We start from the raw sequence: 23,468 nt of genomic DNA, 5'->3' as shown, positions 1-23,468 counted from the left end.
GATAGGCGCGGCAGAATTCCAGCACGCTGTTGTTGTTGGCCGGGAAGCCGTAGGTGGTCTCGGCGTCGCGGCCGGTGATGACGCCCAGTTCCACGCCCAGGTCGTCGAGGTCGGCCACGATCCGGTCCAGGGGCTGGGGCTTGCGCCGGTCGAAGCCGATGACTTCACAGGCAGCCTTGAACATGGTGCTGTTCTTGATGCCGTTGATGATCTCCGGCGTATTGGGCCGGAAGCGGAAGTCGATGACTTTCATGGAAAAACTCCTTGGATGATGTCCGCGGCGGCCTTGGAGCCGCCGCGGACGGTATATCTCGCGGGTACCGTTAATGAACCAGCATCAGCGGCACGGACGGGCAGTAGGTGATGATGGCCAGCACGATGAGCATCAGGGCGATCATGGGCAGCACGGCCACGGAGATCTTTTCGATCTTGGCCTGGGCCACGCCCGAGGCCACGAAGAGGTTGACGCCCACCGGCGGGGTCAGGAAGCCGATGGCCAGGTTGACCACCATGATGATGCCGAAGTGCAGGGGCGAGACGCCCACGCCGGTGACCACGGGCAGCAGGATGGGGGCCAGGATGACGATGGCGGCCAGGGCCTCCATGAACACGCCCACGATGAGCAGCAGCACGTTGATGAGCAGCAGGATGAGGATCTTGCTCTCGGTGATGCCGAGCATCCAGCGGGCGATGGTGCCGGGCACGTCCTCGATGGTCATGATGTTGCCGAACAGGGTGGCCATGGCCATGAGCACGATGATGATGGACGAGGTCTCGCACGAGGTCACGCAGGACGAGCAGACGGTCTTGAAGTCCATCTCGCGGTACAGGAAGACGCCCACGATGAGGCCGTAGAAGGCGGCCACGGCCGCGGCCTCGGTGGGGGTCATGACGCCGCCGTAGATGCCGCCCAGCACGATGACCGGCACCACCAGGGCCCATTTGGCTTCCCAGAAGGCCTTGCCCAGGGTGCGCAAGTTGCGTTCCTTCTGCTCGCCGCGCCAGCCGCGCTTTTTGGCGTAGAAGTAGCAGTAGAGCATGAGTACCGCGCCGGTCATGATGCCGGGGATGATGCCGCCCATGAACAGGTCGCCGATGGAGACCTGGGACGAGACGCCGTAGACCACGAAGGGGTTGCTGGGCGGGATCATGACGCCCACGCAGCCAGCGGCGGCCACCAGGGCGGCGGCGAAGAACTTGTCGTAGCCGCGTTCGATCATGGCCGGGATGGTCAGGGCGCCGATGGCGGCCACGGTGGCCGGGCCGGAACCGGAAATGGCGCCGAAGAACATGCAGGTCACCACGGCGGTCAGGCCGATGCCGCCGTACAGGCCGCCCACGATCTCGTCAGCCAGATGCAGCAGGCGTTTGCTCAGGCCGCCCGCGCCCATGTATTCCCCGGCCGCGATGAAGAAGGGGATGGCCATGATGGGGAAGCTGTCGATGGACGTGAAGCAGACCTGGGCCATGTATTCGATGGGCAGGGTCTGGGAGCAGATGATGGTGGCCAGGGTGGACAGGCCCAGGCTGATGGCGATGGGCACGCCTATGATGCAGAGCAGGGCGAAATAGCCGAACAGCACCGGCAGGGGATCGAGATAGTCCACCAGGTACCAGGGGCTGATGATGGCCGCGGCGATGATGAAGCCCAGCAGGGAGTCCAGCGGGCCGCAGATGCGCACCTGGCCCCAGATGCGCTGCACGAGGCGCAGGCACATGAGCCCGAAGCCCAGCGGCAGGATCAGATAGGGGATCAGGAAGGGGATGCGCAGAGCCGTGGTGTGCTGGGGGAAGGTCAGCAGGCGTTCGATCTGGCCCCAGCCGAAATAGGTGATGACGCCGGTCAGGACCAGGAAAAGGCTCTCGACGATGATCCAGCTGATGTTCTGCAGGCGCTCCGGCAGCTTGTCGTAGATGATGTCCACGCGGATGGACGAACGTTTCTTGATGGCGACGGAAAGCGCCAGATAGGAGATCCAGATAAAGATGTAACGGGAAAGTTCTTCCGTCCAGACGGCGGCGCCGGCGCGCTCGATGAACTGGGTGATGATATAGCGGTAGATGACCTGCCAGGTGATGAACAGGATGATGGCGAGCAGGCCCGTCACCATGAAAATTTTTTCAAAATTTTCGTTGAGCCAGGGGAGCAGCCCGCTTTTGCCTTGCACATTTTCACTCATGACGAACCTCGGTGTAAGCGCAAAAGGAGCCCCGCGCGCGGCCGGGGCCGCGCGCGGGACCGGATGGGTCGGGGATTACTTCTGGGTCTCTTCCAGAAGCAGCAGGATGTCGGCCGGGACTTCCTTGGCGAACTTTTCGTAGGCGGGACGGGTCTTGGCCTTGAGTTCGGCGCGTTCGGCGTCCGTCAGCATGTGGATCTTGATGCCGCGGTCACGGAAGGCCTGCCAGGCCTTTTCTTCCAGCACCACGCTTTCCTTGCGCTGCCAGTCGTTGGCTTCCTTGGCGGCTTCGCGCAGGATCTTCTGCTGTTCGGGGGTCAGGCTGTCCCACTTCTTCTTGTTCATCAGCAGGACGTGCATGGAGTAGTTGTGTTCGGAATTGACGGCGTACTTCAGCACTTCGGTGTGCTTGGCGTCATTGAGCAGGGAGAAGGTGTTGCCTTCGGCATCCACGGTGCCCTGCTGCAGGGCGGTGTAGGTCTCGCCCCAGGCGATGGGGGCGGGGTTCATGCCCAGCTCGGTGGCCACGGCCACTTCCACGGGGGAGTCGGTGGTGCGCACCTTGAGGTTCATCAGGGACTTGGCGTCCGTCAGCGGCGTGCTGGCGGCCACGAAGTTGCGGTAGCCGAATTCGGAGAACATCAGGGTCTCCAGGCCGATCTTGCGCGAGGCTTCACGCAGGGCGTCGCCCAGCTTGCCTTCGTCCAGGGCCTTGTACAGGGCCTGCTGATGCGCCGGGGAGGTCACATAGGGCAGGTCGATGGCCATGTAGGCCTTGGAGAAGCTGGCCAGGTTGGGGGTGGAGCTGGAGGAGAGGTCCAGCGTGCCGGCCTGGGCGGCTTCGGTGGTTACACGGTCGCTGCCCAGCTGACAGTTGGGGAACAGCTGGATGCGGATCTTGCGATGGCTTTTTTCTTCCACCAGCTGCTTGAACTTTTCATAGCCCACGGTGACGTTGTTGCCGGGAGCCATGGGATGACCGAGACGCAGGACCAGGGGGCGTTCCGCATTGGCGGCGACGCTGAAGTCGAGGACCATGGCCAGAGCCAGAGCCAGAACAGTAAGTTTACGCATGCCACACCTCACATGGTTTATGGTGACACAAGGCAGGAAACCTTGTGCATAATTTCTCAAACTTCGCGATGCTTCTTCACCTCCGAATCTAGACGAGCAAAATTTTTTTTTCAACAAGCGTCATTTTTTTTAGGGGGTTATGATGATTTTATGATAACTGTTATCACAATTTTGGTGCAAAAATGCATCTTTTTTCATTTGCGGGGATTCCGGGCGTGCTTTTTGTGGAACAGGCCGAAAATCAATGGCTTGGAACGGGAAATGGGCGCGAGGCGCCGTTTTTTTCAGGGGGTGGATGATGCAATCCGGCATCATCGGTCCGAAAAAGGGCTGTGAAAAAATTTTTAGGTGCAAGATTGCACCATGAGCGGGCACGCGCACAGGGGCTGAAAAAAACTATTTTTTAAAACAGTGTGTTACAGAAATGGCATGGACGTTGCTATTTATTTCGCAAGCGATTCGTCGCGAACCTGTGTCAAACACCTTCAAAGAGGAGAACAGATATGTCCCAGACCGTTTGCGAATGCAGATCCCCCCAGGAACAGCGCCTGATCGACAAGATGGAAGGCAAGGTCGACCGTTTCCGTGCCACCCATGAGCGCGTGTTCAAGATGCTGGAACGCTTCGACGGCATGAAACCCCGCATCGACATCGAACGCGCCCTGTACTTCACCCAGTCCATGCAGGAGACCGAAGGCCAGCCCCTGGTGCTGCGCTGGGCCAAGGCGCTGATGCACATCGCCAAGAACATCACGGTCTATGTGCAGGACGACCAGCTGCTGCTGGGCCGCGCCGGCTGCGACGGCCGCTACGGCATCCTGTACCCCGAACTGGACGGCGACTTCCTGGACATGGCCGTGAAAGACCTGCCCACCCGCGCCACCTCTCCGGCCACCATCACCGCTGAAGACGCCAAGCGCGTCATCGAGGAGATCGCCCCTTACTGGAAGGGCAAGACCTATCACGAAGCCCTGGCCGCCGCTCTGCCTCCCGAGATCCACAAGCTGACCTACGACGATCCCAAGGGCCTGATCTCCCGCTTCATCGTCAACGAGACCTCCTCTTTCCGTTCCTCCATCCAGTGGGTGCATGACTACGGCAAGATCCTCAAACGCGGCTTCAACGACATCAAGCGCGAAGCCCAGGAAAAACTGGCCGCCCTCGATCCCGCCAGCGCCAAGGACATGTGCGAGAAGAAGCCCTTCCTGGATGCCGTGGTGATCGTGTGCGACGCCATCGTGCTCTGGGCCAAGCGCCATGCCGAAGAAGCCCGCAAGGTGGCCGAAAAGACCGACGATCCCGTGCGCAAGGCCGAACTGCTGCGCATGGCCGCCAATGCCGAGCGTGTGCCCGGCGAACCCGCCCGCGACTTCTGGGAAGCCTGCCAGAGCCAGTGGTTCGTGCAGATGTTCTCCCGTATCGAACAGAAGACCGGCACCACCATCTCCAACGGCCGCATGGACCAGTACCTCTATCCCTACTACCAGCAGGACATCGAGAACGGCAGCCTGGACAACAAGAAGGCCATTGAACTGCTGGAATGCATGTGGGTGGGCATGGCCGAATTCATCGACATGTACATCTCCCCCTGCGGCGGCGCCTTCAACGAAGGTTATGCCCACTGGGAAGCCGTGACCGTGGGCGGCCAGACCCCCGACGGCCGCGACGCCACCAATGAACTGACCCACCTGATCCTGAAGTCCAAGCGCGAATTCCCGCTGCACTACCCCGACCTGGCCGCCCGTATCCACAGCCGTTCGCCCGAAAGCTATCTGTGGGACGTGGCCGAGACCATCAAGGACGGTTCCGGTTTCCCCAAACTGATCAACGACGAAGAAGTGGTGCCCCTGTATGTGGCCAAGGGCGCGACCTTTGAGGAAGCCCTGGACTACGCCGTGTCCGGCTGCACCGAAGCCCGCATGCCCAACCGCGACACCTTCACCTCCGGCGGCGCCTACATCAACTTCGCCGCTGCCGTGGAAATGGTGCTGCGCAACGGCCGCATGAAGAAGTACGGCGACATCGTGCTGGGCGAAGAGACCGGCGATCCCCGCAACTTCAAGACCTGGGACGAATTCTGGAACGCCTATGTGAAGCAGCACCTGCTGTTCCTGCGCACGGCCTTCACCCAGCAGTACATCGTCAACAACCTGCGTGCCCAGCACTTCGCCCAGCCCATGGGCTCCGCCATGCACGACCTGTGCATGAAGCACTGCATCGACCTGCACCAGACCCACATCCCCGAAGGCATCGACTTCGGTTACTTCGAATACATGGGCCTGGGCACCGTGGTGGACTCCCTGTCCGCCATCAAGAAGCTGGTCTTTGAAGACAAGAAGCTGACCATGGACGAAGTCATCAAGGCCATCGACGCCAACTTCGAAGGTTACGAAGACGTCAAGGCCCTGCTGAAGTCCGCTCCCTGCTACGGCAACAACGATCCCTACGCCGACAGCATCGGTCACGAGATCGACCGCCTGTCCGTGGAATTCGCCGCCAAGTACAGCCAGAAGGACCTGGGCATGTTCTACAACGTGCGCTATGTGCCCTTCACCTCCCATGTGCCCTTCGGCAAGGTGGTGTCCGCCACTCCCAACGGCCGCGTGGACTGGTTCCCGCTGTCCGACGGTTCCTCCGCCTCCCACGGCGCCGACGTCAACGGTCCCACCGCCGTGCTGCTGTCCAACTACAACACCAAGAACATGGGCATGCGCGACCGCTTCGCCCGCATGCTGAACATCAAGTTCACGCCCAAGTGCGTGGAAGGCGAACAGGGCACCGAAAAGCTCGTGTCCTTCATCCGCACCTTCTGCGACCTGAAGCTGTGGCATGTGCAGTTCAACGTGGTGAACAAGAGCACCCTGCTGGCCGCCCAGAAGGATCCCCAGAAGTACCGCAACCTGATCGTGCGCATCGCCGGTTACAGCGCCTACTTCGTGGACCTGTCCCCCGACCTGCAGAACGACCTCATCGCCCGTACCGAACACGAGACCATCTAGTTCCGTCCGCCAGCGGCGGCGGCCCCGTGCCGCCGCCGTCCCCACCGCCTCCGGCTGCCCTGTAGGGAGGCCGGAGGCCTTGGCGTTTTTCGCACTCCCAGCAACCTTCAATCCATCCGGCGGTGACCCGTGATCGAAAACAACAAAGCGCGCGGCCTCGTTTTCAATATCCAGAAATATTCCGTGCACGATGGTCCCGGCATCCGGACCATCGTCTTCACCAAGGGCTGCGGCCTGCGCTGCCGCTGGTGCAGCAATCCCGAGTCCCAGCACCGCGAGCCGGAACTGGCCTACAACCAGGGCCGCTGCCTGGGCACGGACAAATGCACCCGCTGCTTCAAGGCCTGTCCCAACGGGGCCCTGTCCCGCCGCGAGGACGGCTTCGTGGCCATCGACCGCAGCAAGTGCGCGGGCTGCACGGACATGCCCTGCGCCGAAGCCTGTCCTGCCCAGGGCATCATCGTCTACGGCAAGCCCTATACCGTGACCGAGGCCCTCAAGGTTGCACAGGAAGATGCTATGTTTTATGCTCGCTCCGGCGGCGGCATGACCATCTCCGGCGGCGAGCCCCTGCTGCAGAGCGAGTTCGCCCTGAACCTGCTGCGCCTGGCCCGCGAGCGCCGCGTGAAGACCTGCATCGAGACCTGCGGCCTGGTGCCCACCGAGGTGGTGCTCGAGGCGGCCCAGTACCTGAATTATGTGCTGTTCGACATCAAGCACATGGATCCCGAGGTGCACAAAAAGCACACCGGCATGCCCAATGACCTCATCCTGAAGAATTTCCGGGCCCTGGTGACGGAGTTCCCCGAGCTGCCCATCACTGCCCGCACGCCCGTCATCCCGGGCTTCAACGATCACGGCCCGGACATCAAGGCCATCTGCGATTTCCTCAAGCCGTTCGAACATGTGAAGTACGAGATGCTGCCCTATCATCGCCTGGGCACGCAGAAGTACATCTTCCTGGACCGCACGCCTCCCATGGGCGAGGTGACCCTGGACGACAAAAAATTTGCCGCCCTGCAGAAGATCGCCGTCGCCACGCTGGGGGATCGCGTCGTCATCCCCCGTTAGCCTTTCGGGGATCGGGAACCGCCCAAGAGGAAGGGTCCGCCTTTTGGGCGGGCCCTTTTTTTGGTCCCCCATGCCTTGCCAAAGGAGCGGATATGGTCAACTGGCACAAGTTCTTCACGTCCATCCTCGATACCATTTCTGACGGCGTCTTCATCTCCGACGCCATGGGCACCACCCTCTATGTCAACCAGATGTATGCCGATCTGGTGGGAGTGCCGGCCAGGGACCTGCGGGGCAAGAACGTGCGCGACCTGGTCAGCGAAGGCTTTTTCGACCTGGCGCTGAACCCGGAGGTGGTGCGTACCGGCAAGCCCGCCACCTACATGCAAAAGCTCAAGGACGGCAAGAACGTCGTCATCTCGGGCGCGCCCGTTTTCGACGAACGCGGCCGGGTCTGCCTGGTGGTGACCTTCGTGCGCGACGAGACCCGCCTGGCCGAGCTCAACGAGCAGACCGGCGAGCAGCGCAGGCTCATCAAGGAGATTAACGACAAGCTGGCCTTCGTGGCCCAGTCCCAGGGACGTGACCTGGAGCCCGTGTTCGCCAGCAGCGCCATGCAGTCGGTGGCCGTGGAGCTCAAGCGCTACGCCGGCACCGACGCCACGGTGCTCATCATGGGCGAGACCGGCGTGGGCAAGGACGTGTTCGCCCGCCTGACCCACCGCTGGAGCCGCCGCAAGGACAAGATCCTGCTCAAGGTGGACTGCGGCGGCATCTCCGAGACCCTGACGGAATCGGAGATCTTCGGTTATGTGCCCGGGGCCTTCACCGGGGCTTCCAGCAAGGGCAAGCCGGGCTATTTCGAGATCGCCGACGGCAGCACCATCTTCCTGGACGAGGTGGGCGAGCTGCCCCTGTCCATGCAGACCCGCCTGCTGCGCGTGCTGCAGGACAACGAGATCGTGCGCGTGGGCAGCTCCCAGCCCCGCAAGGTGGACGTGCGCATCATCGCCGCCACCAACCGCGACCTGGAGGAATGCGTGGAGGCCGGCACCTTCCGCCGCGACCTGTATTACCGCCTCAACGTGGGCACGGTGCGCATCCCGCCCCTCAGGGAACGGCCCGAGGACGTGCGCGTGCTGGCCGAGCTCTTCCTGCGCCAGTACACCACCAAGTACCACAAGAAGCTGGCCTTCATGGACATCACCCTGGACATGCTGGCCCAGTACCGCTGGCCGGGCAATGTGCGCGAATTGCAGAACCTGGTCCACAGCCTGGTCATCACCCGCCAGGGCCCGCGCATCTCGCCCCGCGACCTGCCTTCCAACATCAGCGGCCTGCGCGATGCCGACGGCGGACATCTGGACGCCGTGCTCATGCAGGCGCGGCCCCTGCGCGAGATCATGGCCGACATGGAGCGGGATTTTTTGCGTCGCGCCATCGAGGTGCACGGCTCGGTGCGCCGTGTCTCCGAGCTGTTCCAGGTCAATCGCAGCACCATCTTCCGCAAGCTGCAGGGCGGCCGCCAGCAGGCGGCGGACGAGAGCCGCCCGGAGGACAGGGACTGACGCCCTCCCGCGGGACGCCGTCCCCGCGCCTGCCGAGGGCCCGCCCGTCCGCCCCGTCCGCGAGCCCGTCCCGCGGGCAGGGCGGAGGATGGGGACGAAAAAAGGCGCTTCCCTTGGGGAAGCGCCTTTTTCATCGTTCGGACAGGGGTGCGGGAGCCCTAGGCCCCGGCGGCTTCCCTGCTCTTGCTGCGCTGGCGCAGCACCAGCATGGTCACGATCATGAAGACCAGGCCCGAGGCGAAACCGGGCAGCAGGCTGCCGTGCAGGAAGCCGGAGACCACATAGCCCACCACGCTGCTGGCCGCCACCACACAGGCATAGAGCATCTGTGTGGAGACATGTTCCAGATGGGCGCAGCCCGCGCCGGCGCTGGACAGGATGGTGGTGTCGGAGATGGGCGAGCAGTGGTCGCCGAAGACGCTGCCGGCCAGGGTGGCGGAGAGGCAGATCAGCACCAGGTTGGGATCCACGGCCTGGGCCACGGGCACCACGATGGGGATCAGGATGCCGAAGGTGCCCCAGGCGGTGCCGGTGGAGAAGCTCAGGAAACCGGCCACCACGAAGATGATGGCGGGCAGCAGACCGCCGGAGATGCCGCCGTCGGCCACCAGGGTCTTGACGAAGAGCGGGGTCTGCAAAAGGTCGCGGCAGACGCCGCTGATGGCCCAGGCCAGCACCAGGATGGTGTTGGCGGGCATCATGGCCTTCATGCCTTCACCGGCGCAGTCCATGAAGGCCTTGAGGCTCATGAGGCCGCGCGGCACGAACATGAAGAAGGCCACGGTCAGCGCGCCGAAGGAGGCCCAGACCAGGGCCTTGGAAGCGCTGCAGTTGCCGAAGGCGCCCGCCAGGGTGTGGTAGGCGGGATCCGTGCCCCAGTAGCCGCCGCTGTAGAGCAGGGCCAGCACGGCGAAGACGATCAGGCTGCCGATGGGCACGAGCATGTCCATCAGGTGGCCCCTGGCGCTGGCGCCCATCTCGGCCTGTTCGGCATCCACGTTGCCCAGCTCGCCCTGCCGGGCGCGTAGTTCGGACTTGCGCATGGGGCCGAAGTCGAAGTCCACCAGGCAGACCATGATCACCATGATGAGGGAGAACAGGGCGTAGAAGTTGTAGGGGATGGTGGCCACGAAGGCGGCGAAATCGCTCTCGAAGGCGCCGGTGGCTTTCAGGTTGCTGCCCACGGCGGCGGCCCAGCTGGAGATGGGCGCGATGATGCAGATGGGGGCGGCGGTGGCGTCGATGATGTAGGCCAGCTTGGCGCGGGAGATCTTGTAGCGGTCCGTCACCGGGCGCATGACCGTGCCCACGGTGAGGCAGTTGAAATAGTCGTCGATGAAGATGAAGGCCCCCAGACCGCCGGTGGAGAGCATGGCCACGCGCTTGCTCTTGATGCGCTTGGTGGCCCAGTTGCCGTAGGCCCGTGTGCCGCCGGCGCGCGAGATGGTGAACACCAGGGCGCCCAGCAGGGTACAGAAGATGATGATGTTGAAATCGACCTTGTTCACCATGGTGGTGAAGGCGATCTCCACGGGCTTGATGATCATGTCGCCCGTGCCCATGCCCAGGCAATAGATGACGGTGCCGCTGAGAATGCCGAGGAAGAGGGAGGAGATGACTTCCTTGGTGATCAGGGCCAGGGTGATGGCGATGATGGGCGGCAACAGGGAAAGCCAACCCGCGTCAAACGGATCCATGAACATGCTCCTGTCTTGAAGGTCTGGAAGGCGCAGCGCCGCACGCACGGCCCGGCATCCCCCGCCGGAGCGCAATCTTCCCGGTCGCGCTGGACTGCGTTCGCGGAAGTGTAGCATGCGCGCCGTGGCGCAGCAATAAAAAACGCGTACACGGATCGTGGCCGGCGGCCCCTCCCCCGGGACGGCCGTCCGGCATGGAGCAGCCGCGCGGGCAGGGGCGCAGGGCGGTGAGGGGACGCGCGGCTGTCGCACAAGAACGGCCCGGGCAGGGCGCGGCCGGGAAACGGTCAGCCGCGCAGACAGGAAGGGGCACGCCGGACGGACGGGAAAGGCGGGAAACGGGGCTGGCGGGAAGATCCGCGTGCCGCCTGTCTGCGCCATGCGTCCCGCATTTGTCCATAGAAATTGGCTGGTTTTGGGGAAGATGGGAGTTTTGGGGGGAGCTCCCCGTTTGCCGCAAGCAGTGACCCGAATGGCGGCCGGAGGCCGTGCCCGTTGCGACGCAGGAAGCTGCGGGCATCGACAGCAAGGCGCGACCGGATGGCGGCCGGAGGCCGTGCCCGTTGCGACGCAGGAAGCTACGGGCATCGACAGCAAGGCAAAGGGGTCCCTTCCCCCTCAAAACAAAATGTCGTCCTGAGCCTAGAGGGCGATCTCGCCGAAGCGGGCCTCGTACTGCTGCACGGCCTGGGCCAGGGCGGCGGCCAGGCGCTTGGCGCTTTCAGGGCTCATGCCGATGGCTTTTTGCGGCTGCACGGCCAGCACCGGGCCCTGGGCATCGTTTTCCTGGCGGCTCACGCAGGCCGTGAGCAGGATCTCGCCGCGGGCGAAGGTGGTCTGGAAGGCATTGGCATAGATGGTCTCCAGGGCGGGGGCGGGCAGCATGGCCACGCGCAGCTGCGGCGCATCGGCCTGCTGTTCCGGGGCGGGGCTGTTGGCGGGGGTCTTTTTCAGGGCGGGCATGGTTTGCTCCTTGTGGCTGGTGTTGCGGATCGGGACGGTGGCGCGCCGGTCATGCGCCGGGTGCGGCGGACGGGGGCCCTGCCGCTCTTGCCGTCGTGCGGCGCACCGTGCGGGCTCCGGGGGCTGTCGCGGCCTCCCGGTACGGGGAGTTATTTTTTCTCGCTCTTTTTGGCGGCAGGCGCCTTTTTCTCGGCCGGGGCCTTTTCTTCCGGCGTGTCGGCCTGGGTGCGGATGCTGACGCGGGGCAGGTCGGCAAAGGTGACGCTGCCGGCATCCATGCGGCGGATGATCTCGTCGGTGATGTCCAGACCGGCGGGAGCGGCCAGCAGGTTCTGGCGGGCCATGACGGCCACGTCGCCCTTGTCGGCGCGCCAGGCCTCGATCTGGGCCAGCATGTGCTTGCTGACCACCTCGCGGGCCGCGGCCTGTTCCAGGGCCAGCTGGCGCTGCAGCACGGCCAGGCCCTGCCGCAGTTCCTGCTGGCGCTTCTCTTCAGGGCTTTTCTTCAATTCCTCCTGATAGGCGGCCAGACCGTTTTGCAAAATGGTCTGGACCTTGCCCAGATGCTCGTTGGCCTGCTGCGCGGCTTTGGACTGGCTCAGGACGCGTTCCACATCCACGCAGACCAGATCCGGGCCGGTGTTCAGGCAGCCGGACAGGGGCAGGGACAGGAGCAGGACAAGGCAGGGCAGGAAGCGGGAAAGACGGGGCATGGGATGGTTCCTCGGTCTGGTTGGGGGTGGGTGTCGGGCCGGAGCCCCGGGCCGATGCATCGGCAGGAGGCCTGGCCCGGAACATCGGACGGCGGCCGGTACTGGCGGACTGGCCGCGGGTACGGGGAGGGCCTCCTTGCGGGCGGCGGGAGCGTGCGGGCCTGTCCGAAGCCAGCATAGCGCGCCACAGGGACCGACGTCCATACAGACAGAGCTGCAGGGCCGGCCGTTGCGGGGCGGACTGGCCGCGGGCACGGGAGCGTCCCGGCCTCGCGGACGGCGGGAGCGTGCGCTCCGTCCCGCCGCCGTGGGCCACGGCCGTCAGGCCGCCAGAACAAAGCCGGTCTCCCGGAAGGCAGGAAGACCGGCTTGCGGGAGGCGGCGGCCGGGACTCTCTCCGGCCGCCTCCTCGGGGTTGGCGGTTTAGAACTCGTAGCGGAAGTTGCCGAACACACCGTGGCCGGTGGTGTTCTGGCCGGCCTGCAGGGTGTAGTTGACACCGAAGCTCAGGTTGTCGTTGCCCAGCTGGATGCCGACGCCGCCCTGCCAGGTGAGGTAATCCATCATCTGGGTCTCCACTTCATAGGAGCCGGGCAGGCCGGTGAAGCGCACGTCTTCCTTGGCCTTGATGTCGCCGGCGGCCGGGATCACGCTGAAGTCCACGCTGGGCTTGAAGAACCAGCCGCTGTCCATGGTGATCTCCTTGCTGAACGTCACGCCGATGGGGAAGGTCCAGATGTCCTGATGGAAGCCGTCGCCTTCCAGCACCGTGCCGCCGTGGGTGTCCACGTCATAGCCCCAGGTGTTGAGGCTCATGTAGCGCACGCCGATGTGCGGGATGATGTCCAGGGCGCTGGTCTCCAGCTTGTATTCGGCACGCAGGCCGGCGGAGATGGCCGTGGCCTGCACGTCGGCTTCCAGGTCGCCCATGCCCATGCGGCCGTCCATATCCTGGGACAGGTCGTTCCAGGTGCTGGTGTAGGAGACGTCGGCCATGAGGCCGAAGTTCTGGTAGTTCCAGCCGGCGTAGGCGCCCAGGCCCCAGAAGGTCATGCGGTTTTCGGTGCTGTTGAGGTCGCCGCCGCTGGATTCGGCATAGCCGCCGCCGATGTTGAAGGTGATACCGGCGCGGATGGCGTTCTCGAAGGTGTAATCGGCGCCCAGCGAGACGCCGCCCAGGTTGCCGTTGAAGCCGTAATCCAGATCGCCGGCCTCCATGCCCCAGCCGTGCATGTTCTGCCACAGGGGCGCGATCCACAGGGCGAAGCCCGTGGTGCGGCGGTCCACGATCTTGCCTTCGGCGTTCATGGCCTGCGCGCCGTCAACGGGGTTGGCGAAGCCCAGACGGTTGACCACGGCGTTGGTGGCCGCGTCGGAGGCCATCCTGGTCATCTGCGGCACGGCGCCGGCAAAGGCCATGCGGGCCGCGCTTTCGATGGTGCTGGCCGCGGCCTGCTTGTCCGCGCCCAGGAAGCGGTTGTCCGTGGCGCGGCTCAGGAAGCGCACGCCCATGTCGTTGGCGTCCACGTCGTTGAGCCCCCGACCGTACAGCGTATTGACCCCATTGGCCAGCTCATGGCTCAGGCCGGGGAAGACAGTGTGGGCGTCGTTGCGCTGGGCGATGGTGGTGACAGTGTCGGTCACGTCATTATAGGTGGCATCCCCCAGCGAGATCATGTCCGTGGTGGATTCCAGCACATTGTTCTTCCAGCCGTCAACAGTCGCGATGGCGACATTCCCCACGATGGTGTAGTTCTGCCCGACCACGGCATCCGTGATCAGCAGTTTGGCGCCGTCGGCCACATTGAGGGTGCCGGGAGTTTCAAAGGCGATGGCGGCGTTACCGGCAGCGATGCCGGCATCGGCTCCATTGATCACCAGCAGGCTATTGGCAGCGAAGTTGGCGGTGTTAGCAGTATATCCTGCCATTACCCCATCGTAGTTCATGGTGCTGTTGACTTCCAGACCGTAGCCAGTAGCGATTTTCAGCGGGCGGTACAGACCAAGCGCAGAGCCGATACCATCCCTGCTCAGGCCGGTACCCAGCTGGTTTTGGACAACAGAAGGCAACCAGGCTGTATTGGCGGTACCATAAGCCACATAATTGTTACGGCCGACAAGCATATTGTTGTTCAATACATTGTAGCCTGTAGCGGCTTCATAATTCATTTCAGCTGTGGCATATGTGTTGGAGGCAACATTCCAGTCAGGGTCAAAGACAAGGGCGCCCCCACCTTCAGTATTCAGCGTGTTGATGGATACCGCCAGGTTCCCCTTGGTATCGTCCGCGGTACCAATAGTGAGATCTTTGTTAGCCGCCAGGTTCATCGTATCGATAGTTACCGTGGCGCCATTGGTGATGGAGACATCGTCGTTGGCATTGATCGTATTGATAGTGGCTTGGCCGTCATCGATGCTGACCTCCTTTTCAGAGGTCAGATTCGTGGCGGTAAGGCTACCGCCGTTGGTCACGTTGGTAGACTGGGTATGGATATCTTCAGCCGCCAGGTTGCCGCCGTCGGCGGTCACGGCTGCGACAGCCTTTCCCTCTTCACCGATCTGGCCTATCTCCAGGTTGACGCCGGCGGTCGCATTGACCGTACCCTGACCATTCTGACCTGCTGTTACTTTCTCGACAGCATAGTCGCCCGCGGCGGCATTGAGGGTGGAATTATCCCCCAGCTCCACTGTGGCCTCCAGCGTACCGTTGTTGATCTCGGCCGCCGCATTGCCCAGGTTGAGGGTCTTGCCATCGCTGACAGTGACGGTGTCGAGAGTGGCATTCTCATTTGTTACGTTGATCAGGGTACCGTTGCCATCCCCCGTCAGGGTCAGGTCGTTCGTGACAGTGACCGTATGAGCGCCCTCATCAGCATTGGTGATGACGATGGCATCAGCGCCGTAACCGCCCGCGACGGTGGTTTGGCTGGTGAGGTTCTCGCCGGTGTATTCCACGGTCGCGCCGTCCAGCAGTGCACCGGTACTTTCAGCAACGGACCCCTGCAGGTTGCCGGATGCAGTCTTGTCATCCTCAGAGACTTCGATGGCAGCACCTTCGTACTTGATGAGGCCGGTGCTATTCTCGGTCACCAGGACGCTGTGGTAGGTCTGCATATCGGCAGTGGAAATGCTGCCAAGACCGGTCACAGCGAGCGTGCCACCGTTTTCCAGGTAGAGCTTGCTCAGACCGTCAGCGAGGGTGATGCTCTCGTCGTTCTTCACCAGCAAATCGTTGGCCGCACTGAGCACACCGTTGCCGCTGACATTGATGCCCTTTGTACCGTCCCCATCCTCGCTACTCTTCAGCGAGTCGGTGACGGTCAGGGTGCCGCCTTCAACGCTGAGACCGTTGTTGGTCACCACGTCAACGGCAGCGGCCTTCACATTACCCGCACTGGCAAGCGTCAGAGCGCCATCATTGAAGATGCCCGTACTCCCCTCGACGACAGTTCCTGTGGACAGGGTAGCCAGCTCCAGGGTGGAGCCGTCGGACACGTTCAGCTTGTCGAATTTTGTGGCAATACCCTCAAAGGTGCTGTTATAATTTTTGAAGACCAGAGTGGAGGTGGGAGGGGTGTCACCGGCGCCATCGGGAATGGAAAGCGTACCATCCACAGTGCCCTTGAAGCCATCATAACCATCGAAGATCACAGCGCTGGGACCATGGCTGGTGACCGTGCCGTCATTGAGGCTCAGACCACCGGCGTGGATGTCCCCGTTAAACGTACCGTCCTTGATGATCAGGTTGGTCGTCCAAACAGTGGCAGAGGCGTTTTTTCCATCAGCCATGCCACCGGCATAGACATCACCATTGATGGTACCGCCATTGATGACGATAGTATTGGCGGTTTCCACAGAGGCGGTAGCTTTCGAGCCATTCTTGCTGTAGGCCAGACCGCCGCCGATGACGGCCACGGAAGAGGTCGTTTCCTTGCCATCATTGGCCTTGTAGATGATGCCGTTGACCGTGACGTCGCCGCTGATGGTCAGGCTGGCGGTGGTCACATTGGCAGTGGCCGTCGCAGAGCTGCTCGCAGTACCCAGGTTTTCAGCCAGACCGCCGCCCACGACGCCCGTCAGGCTGCCGCCGGTGAGGTTGACAACGGAGTTCGCCACATTGGCCGTAGCAGAACCTCTGCTTCCCTGGGCACGGGCAAAACCGCCGCCCACCACGGCGCCACGCGTGATGTCACCACCGCTGATGTTCACCGTAGCGTTCTCCAGGACCTTGGATTCAGCCTCCGTAGCGTTGCTCATGGCCTTGCCGCCAGCCACGACGTACTGCGCCCAGCCCTGCGGTTCTGTGGCGCCGATGGTGCCGCCGCTGATGTTCACCGTCGCATTTTCGACTGCAGACGTGGCAGTGGTATTGCGCACATAGGAACCGCCGTAGATTTCGCCGGCTACCGTGCCGCCCTCCACGTTCACCGTGGTGCTGGTAATGAGGCTGCCCTCTTTACCGTTCTTTTCAAGGAGGTTGCCGCCGACGAGGTCGCCCGAGACCTTACCACCGGTCATGGTCAGCAGGGTGCTTTCTCCAACCGTGGTGGTACCGCCGTTGGTCGCCAGACCACCGGCAACGACCTTGCCGTCGATCGTGCCACCGGTGATGCTCACATTCGTATTGTCCACCGTGGCGGATGCTCCAGCACCATTGGCCATGCCGCCGCCCACAACGGCAGCGGAAGATGTGCCGGCGTTGGCTTCAACAGCGCCATAGGCGATGCCATTGATGCTGCCGCCATTGATGGCCACGAAGGAGGTGCCCTCCACATCGAAGCCACCCACCTGAGATGAGGCGAGGCCGTCCGCATGGCTGTAGTAGGTCTCGGCCAGACCGCCGCCGACCACACCGGCCAGCTCGCCCTTGTCGACCTGCACGCCGCTGTTGCCCTCGACCGTCGCGGTCGCATGACCCGTGCCCTGGGCCTTGGCCATGCTGCCGCCCACCACGGCGCCGTCAGTGATGGTCACATCACCGTTCACGAAAACGCCACTGTCGCCTTCCACCAGCGTCGTTGCGGTATCGCCCGCATAAGCCATGGACTTGTTGCCGCCGATGACGTATTGGGCCTTGTTCTGGGTGACATCAGCCGCAGCAAACTTTCCGCCAGTGATGGTTACCAGAGAGTTGGCCACACGAGCGCTACCGTCACCGCGCACATAGTTGCCGCCGACGATCTCGCCAGTGGCTGCACCGCCGGCAACCGTGACTGCAGCATCACCGGTGACGATGAGGTTGTGGTCGGGCTGACCTTCTTCCGTGGACAGCTCTCCGGCGTCCTGCACCATGCCGCCGCCCACCAGGTCGTCATTGACCGTGCCGCCGTCCATGCTCAGAAGCGTGTCACCGTGAACGATGGCGGCATAGCCGCCATTGGCCACCACGCTGCCGGCCACGACTTTGCCGCTGGTGACAGTGCTTTCGCCAGAAATGGTCACGCTGCTGGTGACAGTGGCGTCCTTGGAACCCAGCACGGTGGTCGTGTTGGCGCCGTAGGCCAGACCGCCACCGATGATGGCGGCCTTGAGGTTGATGCCGCCGGTGACGCTGGTGGCGCTGTTGGACGGGGAGAAAGTGCCGCCGTCGATGGTCACGGAAGTATCGCCGTTGTCGGCGACATTGCTCTTCCCCGTGCCGCTGTAGTTGTGGGCAACACTGCCGCCCACCACGGAGGCATGGAAGGTACCGTCATTGACGACGACGCTGGAACCTTTCGTGGTAGCCGTATTGCTGGTATTCGTACCGGTCTTGACGTAGTTGCCGCCCATGACCAGTTCGTAGCCAGTCGTCTCTGCGCTCCCGAAGGTGCCGTTTTCGATGGTCAGCGTTGTTTTGCCGGTGGTCAGAGCAGCGTTCGCGTCATTGGCGATCTTGCTGCCGCCCACCACGAACTGGGACGAGGTAGCCTCTCCGCTGATGGTGGTGCTGATATCGCCCAGCGTGACCTTATCAATGGCTGCGTTTTCACCGCGCACATAGCTGCCGCCGATGATCTCGCTGATGGTTCCGCCCTCGACGGTGAGGCTGATGTCGCCATTGACCGGCTCGCGGTCTTCCGCGCTCGCAACACCTTGATACAGCCAGCCCCCCATCAGGTTATTGACCTGAGGGTGTTCCGCGCTGTCATAATTGTCTTGCCCTTCCAGTGCCAGATTGGCCGCGCCAGCGGCCGCCGCGCCGCCCATGACCAGCATGCCGGCCACGGCCAGCGAGCCGAAGACGTTCATCAGATGGCATTTTTTCAGTACCGCCCTGTAGCGGTTTATCAGGTTACCGATAGCTCCCTTGGTCAGTTGCATACATATCTCCCGAAGTTGCGACGTCCTGCCAACAATGGGCGTCAAGTCCACAGGCCAGGCCGAACAAAGGGGCGCGAGACGGGCGTATTGTAATAACAGTAATTAGTACAATACCTTGCCGAACATATTCCCCCATGGACGGCATTGCACTCGCAAAAGTGGGCGGCTATGATGCTCCTGAGGCAAAAATGTAGCGGAACAAAATATCGCCCACATCTCAATCTTAGGACATAAAAACAGCCAAGTAAACAAAAAAATGATTTTTGGGATATATTTTTATATTATGGGTTGATTTATCGTCCTTTTTTGGGAGGGCAAGGATGAGATCGTATGCAGAAACTTGGAGAACGCATCCGTCATGTACGGGGAAAGATGTCCCAGGAGGCCTTTGCCGGGCTTTTGGGCATCAGCAAGGGCGCTCTCGGCGGTTATGAGCGCGGCGAGAACTGCCCCAACGTGGATGTTATTCTAACGATATGCAAACAATGCAAAATACGTGTTGAATGGTTGATGTCCGGCGTGGGCGGCATGTCCGCGGAAGGCCTTGCGGCGGACGGCTTCGGCAGCGGTATCCGCCTGCCGGGCAGCGATGGCGGTAAAAACGCCATGGACGGAAAAATGGCCTTGCAGGACGGATCGTCTGCCGGACAGGTGGATGCCTTTCCCGATACCGCCTTGCGGGAGCACTGCCGCTGGCTGCAGGAACGTCTGGAGCAGCTGGAGGAGGAGCGGCGGGACCTGAACCGGGAGAACCGCCTGCTGTGGCAGAAGAATGCCGATCTCGGGACACGCCTCGCCCGTCTGGAGCAGGTGCTGGAGCGCAAGGAAACGGACGAGGCCGTGGCGGCCGTCAGGAACGGCCCGGCCCCGCGGGCCTGCGGGCAGAGGCCGCACGGCCTGCAGGAAAGCCGCAAGGCCTATCCCGGGGAGTGAGGACGCGCGGGCTTGCCCCGGCCCGGCCCGCCGTGTATAGGGGAACATGGTCCGGCGGTCCGCCGCCATATGCCGGATGGTCCGGCATGGGGATGCGCGCCGCCGCTCCTGTCCCGCGCCGTGCGCGTGGTCTTGCCGGAAGGGCATGACGCCGGGCCCCTGTACGGGCCGCTCCGGGGCTGCCGTGATGCCGCACGGCGGCGCGTCCCCGGCCTGCCGTCCGCATGGTGGCGGGCCCGGCCCGGCTGCCGTCCGGGGACGAAGTTGCCACAATCCTGACTGATCGGGGAGCCGACATGAACAGCAGTTACCCTCTTGTGTTTTCCGTGACCTCCGGCAAGGGCGGCGTGGGCAAGACCAATATCTCGGTCAATCTGGCCCTGACTCTGGCGGCGCGCGGCAAAAGGGTGCTGCTGCTGGATGCCGACCTGGGCCTGGCCAATGTGGACGTGCTGCTGGGCCTGCATCCCGAAAAGAACCTCTTTCACCTCTTTCACGAAGGGGCCCGCCTGCGCGACATCCTGCTGCCCACGGACTGCGGTTTTTCCATCCTGCCGGCCTCGTCCGGCGTCAGCGAGATGCTGGCGCTCAATCCCGGGCAGAAGCTGGAACTGCTGGACGCCATGGACGAGCTGGAGGACGAGCTGGATTTCCTCATCGTGGACACGGGCGCGGGCATCAACGACAGCGTGCTGTATTTCAACATGGCGGCCCAGGAGCGGCTGCTGGTCCTGACGCCGGAGCCCACCTCCCTGACCGACGCCTATGCCCTGATCAAGGTCCTGAAGACGCAGCACGGCGTGGACCGCTTCCAGATCTGCGTCAACATGGCGCAGGACATGCAGGTCGCCCGTGAGATGTTCGTACGCCTGACGGATGTCTGCGACCATTTCCTGGGCGGCGTGTCCCTGGACCTGGCCGGCGTGCTGCCGCGCGATCCCGCCGTGCATGAGGCCGTGGTGCGCCAGCAGCCTTTCTGCCGCTGCCTGCCGGAAAGCCCGGTCTGCCGCGGGCTGGAAAATCTGGCCGGGAACGTCCTGCGCTGGGAGCCCGCGCCCAGCGCCGACGGCAATATCAAGTTCTTCTGGAAAAAGTTGCTCTATCGCTAGAGGGGGCGGATACGGCCGCCGGAGAGGAGGCCGGGCCGCCGTGATGCTCCTGCGCGCCGTCCTGCGGCCGCCGGCCCGTCCCCTTCCGCATCCCTGCCGCCGCTGCCCTCAGGCTCCTGCATGGCCGGGGTGTGTCCGGTCTTCCGTTTTCCCGGCCCCGTGCCGCATCCTCGATGTCCCGAATCTTGTGTGCCGTCCCGGGCGCCTTCCTGCGGCTGCCGGCCCGTCCGCTGCGCCCTTCCGCATCCCTGCCGCCGCTGCCCGGTCCCTGTGCCGGCACCGGACGCCGGCCTGCGGGCCGTCCTGTGACCGTCCTCCCTCTATCCCGTCCCCTTGCCGCATTGCGTCATCGCCGCCCGCAACGTCCCGGCGTCGTACGGCCGGCCATGCCGTCCCTCTCTGTCCCTGTGCGGCATCGGGTCGTCGCCTTCCGTAACCTTCCTGCGCCGCCGGGCGCCGGCCTGCGCGCCGCCTTCGGACGTTCGCCGCACAAGGCCCCGGACACGGGCAGCGGTGCGGCTCCGCTGTCCGTACGTCCTCCCTCCCCGGCGCATCCTGCCCGGACGCGTGTGCCGTCCTGGGCGGGCGCAGCGCGGCCCTTTTGCCATGTCGGCCGGCAACAAAAAAGACGGCGTCGCCGGACGCCGTCTTCGCTTTTCGGGGCAGGGGAGCGGGATGCGCTACTTGATGGTCACCAGCTCGTAATCCGCATTGCCGATGCCGATCTTCCGGGCATGCTCGATCTGGCTGCGCCAGTTGGTCTGGGGATGGATGTCGGTGAAGTGGTCGTTGTGCTCGTGCTTGCACTGGCCCAGCACGCTGGTGCCGATGACCGGGGCGGCGTTGACCGCGTCGATGCAGGCATGGTCCAGGGCCACGGGGTCGAAGCTGGCGAACATGCCGATATCGGGCACCACGGCGGCGTCGTTCTCGGCATGGCAGTCGCAGTAGGGCGAGACCTGGTTGACGATGCTCACATGGAAGTGCGGGCGGCCCTGGATGACGGCCTTGGTGTATTCGGCCATGCGCTCGTTGAGGATGGTGCTTTCGGCGTCGAAAGCATTGCTGATGGCGTCGAAGTTGCACACGCCGATGCAGCGGCCGCAACCGGCGCAGAGTTCATGGTCGATGCTGGCCTTGTGGTCCTCGCCGATGCTGATGGCCGACTGGGCGCAGTACTGCGTACAGGTCTTGCAGCCGCGGCATTTTTCCGGGTCGATGCTGGGCTTGCCGATGCTGTGCATGGCCATCTTGCCCGCGCGGCTGCCGCAGCCCATGCCGATGTTCTTGATGGCCCCGCCGAAGCCGGTCAGCTCGTGGCCCTTGAAGTGGGTCAGGCTGATGAAGATGTCGGCATCCATGATGGCGCGGCCGATGAAGGCGCTCTGGAAATGGTCGCAGCCTTCCAGCGGCACTTCCAGCTCGTCCGTGCCCTTGAGGCCGTCGGCGATGATGATCTGGCAGCCGGTGCTCAGGGGCGAAAAGCCGTTTTCCTGCGCGGCGGCCAGATGCTCCAGGGCGTGCTTGCGGCGGCCCACATAGAGGGTGTTGCAGTCGGTCAGGAAGGGGCGGCCGCCCAGGGAGGTCACCTTGTCGGCCACCACCTTGGCGAAGTTGGGCCGCAGGAAGGAAAGGTTGCCCGGCTCACCGAAGTGGATCTTGATGGCCACGAACTTGCTGTCCATGTCGATGCTGTCGATGCCGGCCTTTTCGATCAGCTTTTTCAGCTTGTCCAGAAGGCCGCTGCCCACGGGGCAGCGCATGTCGGTGAAATAGACTTTGGAAGCGCTCATTGTTGTCTGTTCTCCAGCGGGTTGGATGCCGCCGCAGGGGGGACCGGCGGCGGAGGGTCAGCGTTTACAGGCCGTATTGGCGGCCCAGGGAAAAGGCCTTGCCCAGGGGCTCGCCCACGCGGCAGTACTGCTTCTGGCCGCCGTCATAGAGCAGCGGGTCGATGCGGTACATGTCGGGCTGGCCGTGTTCGTTGAGGCAGTCGGTCTCGATGCCCACATTGAGGATGCGGCCCACGAACTGGGTATGGCTGCCCAGCTCCAGCGTGGCCTGCAGCTCGCATTCCAGCACCAGCGGGCATTCGTCCACATAGGGGGCGTCCACCACGCCGCTGTGCACGGCGGTCAGGCCGGTGACGGAGAATTTGTCTTCTTTGGCGCCGGAGACCATGCCGGCGAAGTCCACCATGGCCGCCTGGGCCGCCGAAGGCACGCAGACCGTGAAGGCCTTGCGGGCCGCGATGGCCTTGTGCGTCCAGCGTTCGGGCCGTACGGAAACGGCGATGCAGGGCGGATTGGAACAGCAGATGCCGCCCCAGGCGGCGGTCATGATGTTGGCCTTGCCGTCTTCGTCATAGGCGGCCACGAGAAAGGCGGGCATGGGATAGGCCAGCGTGACGGGACCGAGAGCTTTTTTCATGGCAGGACCTCCTGTCTGCGGGATGGCCGCGCAACGGCGTGTGAATAAAAACATATAGCATTGCGCGCGGGCTGCCGCAACATGCCGTCGGTAGCACGTTTATATAAAAAGATGCTATCCGTATCGCCTGCCGGGCCGGATCCGGCACAGGGGGCAGGACAGGCGGTCAGGCCGGATGCCGGAAAAGACGGGGGCAGAAAAGCTGCGCCGGTCCGCATGGCGGAGCGGCAAGGCGCGGCGCCCCTGCTCCGGCAGCGTGATATCGCTCCGGCGGGGCATGGCGTCCCGGGGCCAGGGCAGCAGAGCGCGACCGGATGGCGGCCGGAGGCCGTGCCCGTTGCGACGGAGGAAGCTGCGGGCATCGACAGCAACGCGCGACCGGATGGCGGCGGAGGCCGTGCCCGTTGCGACGGAGGAAGCTACGGGCATCGACAGCAAGGCGCGACCGGATGGCGGCCGGAGGCCGTGCCCGTTGCGACGGAGGAAGC

The 23,468-nt window shown here is 63.5% G+C and carries 13 protein-coding genes and 1 pseudogene; 5 read left to right on the top strand and 9 right to left on the bottom strand.

All coding sequences use genetic code 11. From position 1 onward, the window contains the following. The 3 genes and pseudogenes from Q1X76_RS06735 to Q1X76_RS06725 form a co-directional block, all read right to left on the bottom strand. Positions 1–253 (bottom strand): annotated as a pseudogene (locus tag Q1X76_RS06735) (amidohydrolase); the annotation flags it as partial. 70 nt (positions 254–323) lie between these two features. Beyond that, on the bottom strand, positions 324–2,180 hold the full coding sequence (locus Q1X76_RS06730; RefSeq protein WP_300718858.1) for a TRAP transporter large permease subunit: 1,857 nt from the start codon (positions 2,178–2,180) through the stop codon (positions 324–326). Between the two features lie 75 nt (positions 2,181–2,255). Continuing rightward, complete coding sequence (locus Q1X76_RS06725) at positions 2,256–3,254, bottom strand: TRAP transporter substrate-binding protein (RefSeq protein WP_300718857.1); 999 nt, start codon at positions 3,252–3,254, stop codon at positions 2,256–2,258. Positions 3,255–3,757: 503 nt separating this feature from the next. Between Q1X76_RS06725 and Q1X76_RS06720 the strand changes: the two genes are divergently transcribed. From Q1X76_RS06720 to Q1X76_RS06710, 3 genes are all read left to right on the top strand, one after another. Beyond that, entirely contained in the window at positions 3,758–6,253 is a 2,496-nt protein-coding gene (locus tag Q1X76_RS06720; protein WP_300718856.1) for a glycyl radical protein, read from the top strand. A gap of 129 nt (positions 6,254–6,382) precedes the next feature. Beyond that, positions 6,383–7,324, top strand: coding sequence for a glycyl-radical enzyme activating protein (locus Q1X76_RS06715; protein ID WP_300718855.1), 942 nt, complete (start codon positions 6,383–6,385; stop codon positions 7,322–7,324). Positions 7,325–7,416: 92 nt separating this feature from the next. Beyond that, positions 7,417–8,832, top strand: a complete 1,416-nt coding sequence (locus tag Q1X76_RS06710; RefSeq protein WP_300718854.1) for a sigma 54-interacting transcriptional regulator — start codon at positions 7,417–7,419, stop codon at positions 8,830–8,832. A 158-nt stretch (positions 8,833–8,990) separates the two neighbouring features. Here the strand turns inward: Q1X76_RS06710 and Q1X76_RS06705 are convergent, their stop codons facing one another. The 4 genes from Q1X76_RS06705 to Q1X76_RS06690 form a co-directional block, all read right to left on the bottom strand. Beyond that, positions 8,991–10,529: a Na+/H+ antiporter NhaC family protein gene (locus tag Q1X76_RS06705; RefSeq protein ID WP_300718853.1), complete on the bottom strand. Its 1,539-nt coding sequence runs from the start codon at positions 10,527–10,529 to the stop codon at positions 8,991–8,993. A gap of 642 nt (positions 10,530–11,171) precedes the next feature. After that, positions 11,172–11,492: a DUF3467 domain-containing protein gene (locus Q1X76_RS06700; protein WP_300718852.1), complete on the bottom strand. Its 321-nt coding sequence runs from the start codon at positions 11,490–11,492 to the stop codon at positions 11,172–11,174. A gap of 149 nt (positions 11,493–11,641) precedes the next feature. Next, positions 11,642–12,205 (bottom strand): OmpH family outer membrane protein, encoded by a 564-nt coding sequence (locus Q1X76_RS06695; RefSeq protein ID WP_300718851.1) that lies wholly within the window; start codon positions 12,203–12,205, stop codon positions 11,642–11,644. Positions 12,206–12,628: 423 nt separating this feature from the next. Continuing rightward, positions 12,629–18,508: a hypothetical protein gene (locus tag Q1X76_RS06690; protein WP_300718850.1), complete on the bottom strand. Its 5,880-nt coding sequence runs from the start codon at positions 18,506–18,508 to the stop codon at positions 12,629–12,631. Between the two features lie 330 nt (positions 18,509–18,838). Between Q1X76_RS06690 and Q1X76_RS06685 the strand changes: the two genes are divergently transcribed. Then, on the top strand, positions 18,839–19,441 hold the full coding sequence (locus tag Q1X76_RS06685; protein WP_300718849.1) for a helix-turn-helix transcriptional regulator: 603 nt from the start codon (positions 18,839–18,841) through the stop codon (positions 19,439–19,441). Positions 19,442–19,737: 296 nt separating this feature from the next. Next, on the top strand, positions 19,738–20,550 hold the full coding sequence (locus Q1X76_RS06680) for a MinD/ParA family protein (RefSeq protein ID WP_300718848.1): 813 nt from the start codon (positions 19,738–19,740) through the stop codon (positions 20,548–20,550). A gap of 680 nt (positions 20,551–21,230) precedes the next feature. On the opposite strand, the gene Q1X76_RS06675 is transcribed toward Q1X76_RS06680, so the two are convergent. Together Q1X76_RS06675 and Q1X76_RS06670 are read right to left on the bottom strand one after the other, a co-directional pair. Next, positions 21,231–22,343, bottom strand: coding sequence for a DUF362 domain-containing protein (locus Q1X76_RS06675; protein WP_300718847.1), 1,113 nt, complete (start codon positions 22,341–22,343; stop codon positions 21,231–21,233). A 64-nt stretch (positions 22,344–22,407) separates the two neighbouring features. Then, positions 22,408–22,980, bottom strand: coding sequence for a flavin reductase family protein (locus Q1X76_RS06670; RefSeq protein ID WP_300718846.1), 573 nt, complete (start codon positions 22,978–22,980; stop codon positions 22,408–22,410). Positions 22,981–23,468: the final 488 nt, after the last annotated feature.

It is taken from the genome of uncultured Desulfovibrio sp. (assembly GCF_949282365.1).
Classification (GTDB): Bacteria; Desulfobacterota; Desulfovibrionia; order Desulfovibrionales; family Desulfovibrionaceae; genus Desulfovibrio.
Note: the sequence above shows the minus strand (reverse complement) of the source record. Positions and strands in the feature narration are given on the sequence as shown.

Bases quoted from the DNA above. Each gene is read 5' to 3' on its own strand.
- Q1X76_RS06730 (WP_300718858.1), bottom strand. From the start codon at position 2,180: ATGAGTGAAAATGTGCAAGGCAAAAGCGGGCTGCTCCCCTGGCTCAAC.
- Q1X76_RS06725 (WP_300718857.1), bottom strand. From the start codon at position 3,254: ATGCGTAAACTTACTGTTCTGGCTCTGGCTCTGGCCATGGTCCTCGAC.
- Q1X76_RS06720 (WP_300718856.1), top strand. From the start codon at position 3,758: ATGTCCCAGACCGTTTGCGAATGCAGATCCCCCCAGGAACAGCGCCTG.
- Q1X76_RS06710 (WP_300718854.1), top strand. From the start codon at position 7,417: ATGGTCAACTGGCACAAGTTCTTCACGTCCATCCTCGATACCATTTCT.
- Q1X76_RS06705 (WP_300718853.1), bottom strand. From the start codon at position 10,529: ATGGATCCGTTTGACGCGGGTTGGCTTTCCCTGTTGCCGCCCATCATC.
- Q1X76_RS06700 (WP_300718852.1), bottom strand. From the start codon at position 11,492: ATGCCCGCCCTGAAAAAGACCCCCGCCAACAGCCCCGCCCCGGAACAG.
- Q1X76_RS06695 (WP_300718851.1), bottom strand. From the start codon at position 12,205: ATGCCCCGTCTTTCCCGCTTCCTGCCCTGCCTTGTCCTGCTCCTGTCC.
- Q1X76_RS06690 (WP_300718850.1), bottom strand. From the start codon at position 18,508: ATGCAACTGACCAAGGGAGCTATCGGTAACCTGATAAACCGCTACAGG.
- Q1X76_RS06685 (WP_300718849.1), top strand. From the start codon at position 18,839: ATGCAGAAACTTGGAGAACGCATCCGTCATGTACGGGGAAAGATGTCC.
- Q1X76_RS06680 (WP_300718848.1), top strand. From the start codon at position 19,738: ATGAACAGCAGTTACCCTCTTGTGTTTTCCGTGACCTCCGGCAAGGGC.
- Q1X76_RS06675 (WP_300718847.1), bottom strand. From the start codon at position 22,343: ATGAGCGCTTCCAAAGTCTATTTCACCGACATGCGCTGCCCCGTGGGC.
- Q1X76_RS06670 (WP_300718846.1), bottom strand. From the start codon at position 22,980: ATGAAAAAAGCTCTCGGTCCCGTCACGCTGGCCTATCCCATGCCCGCC.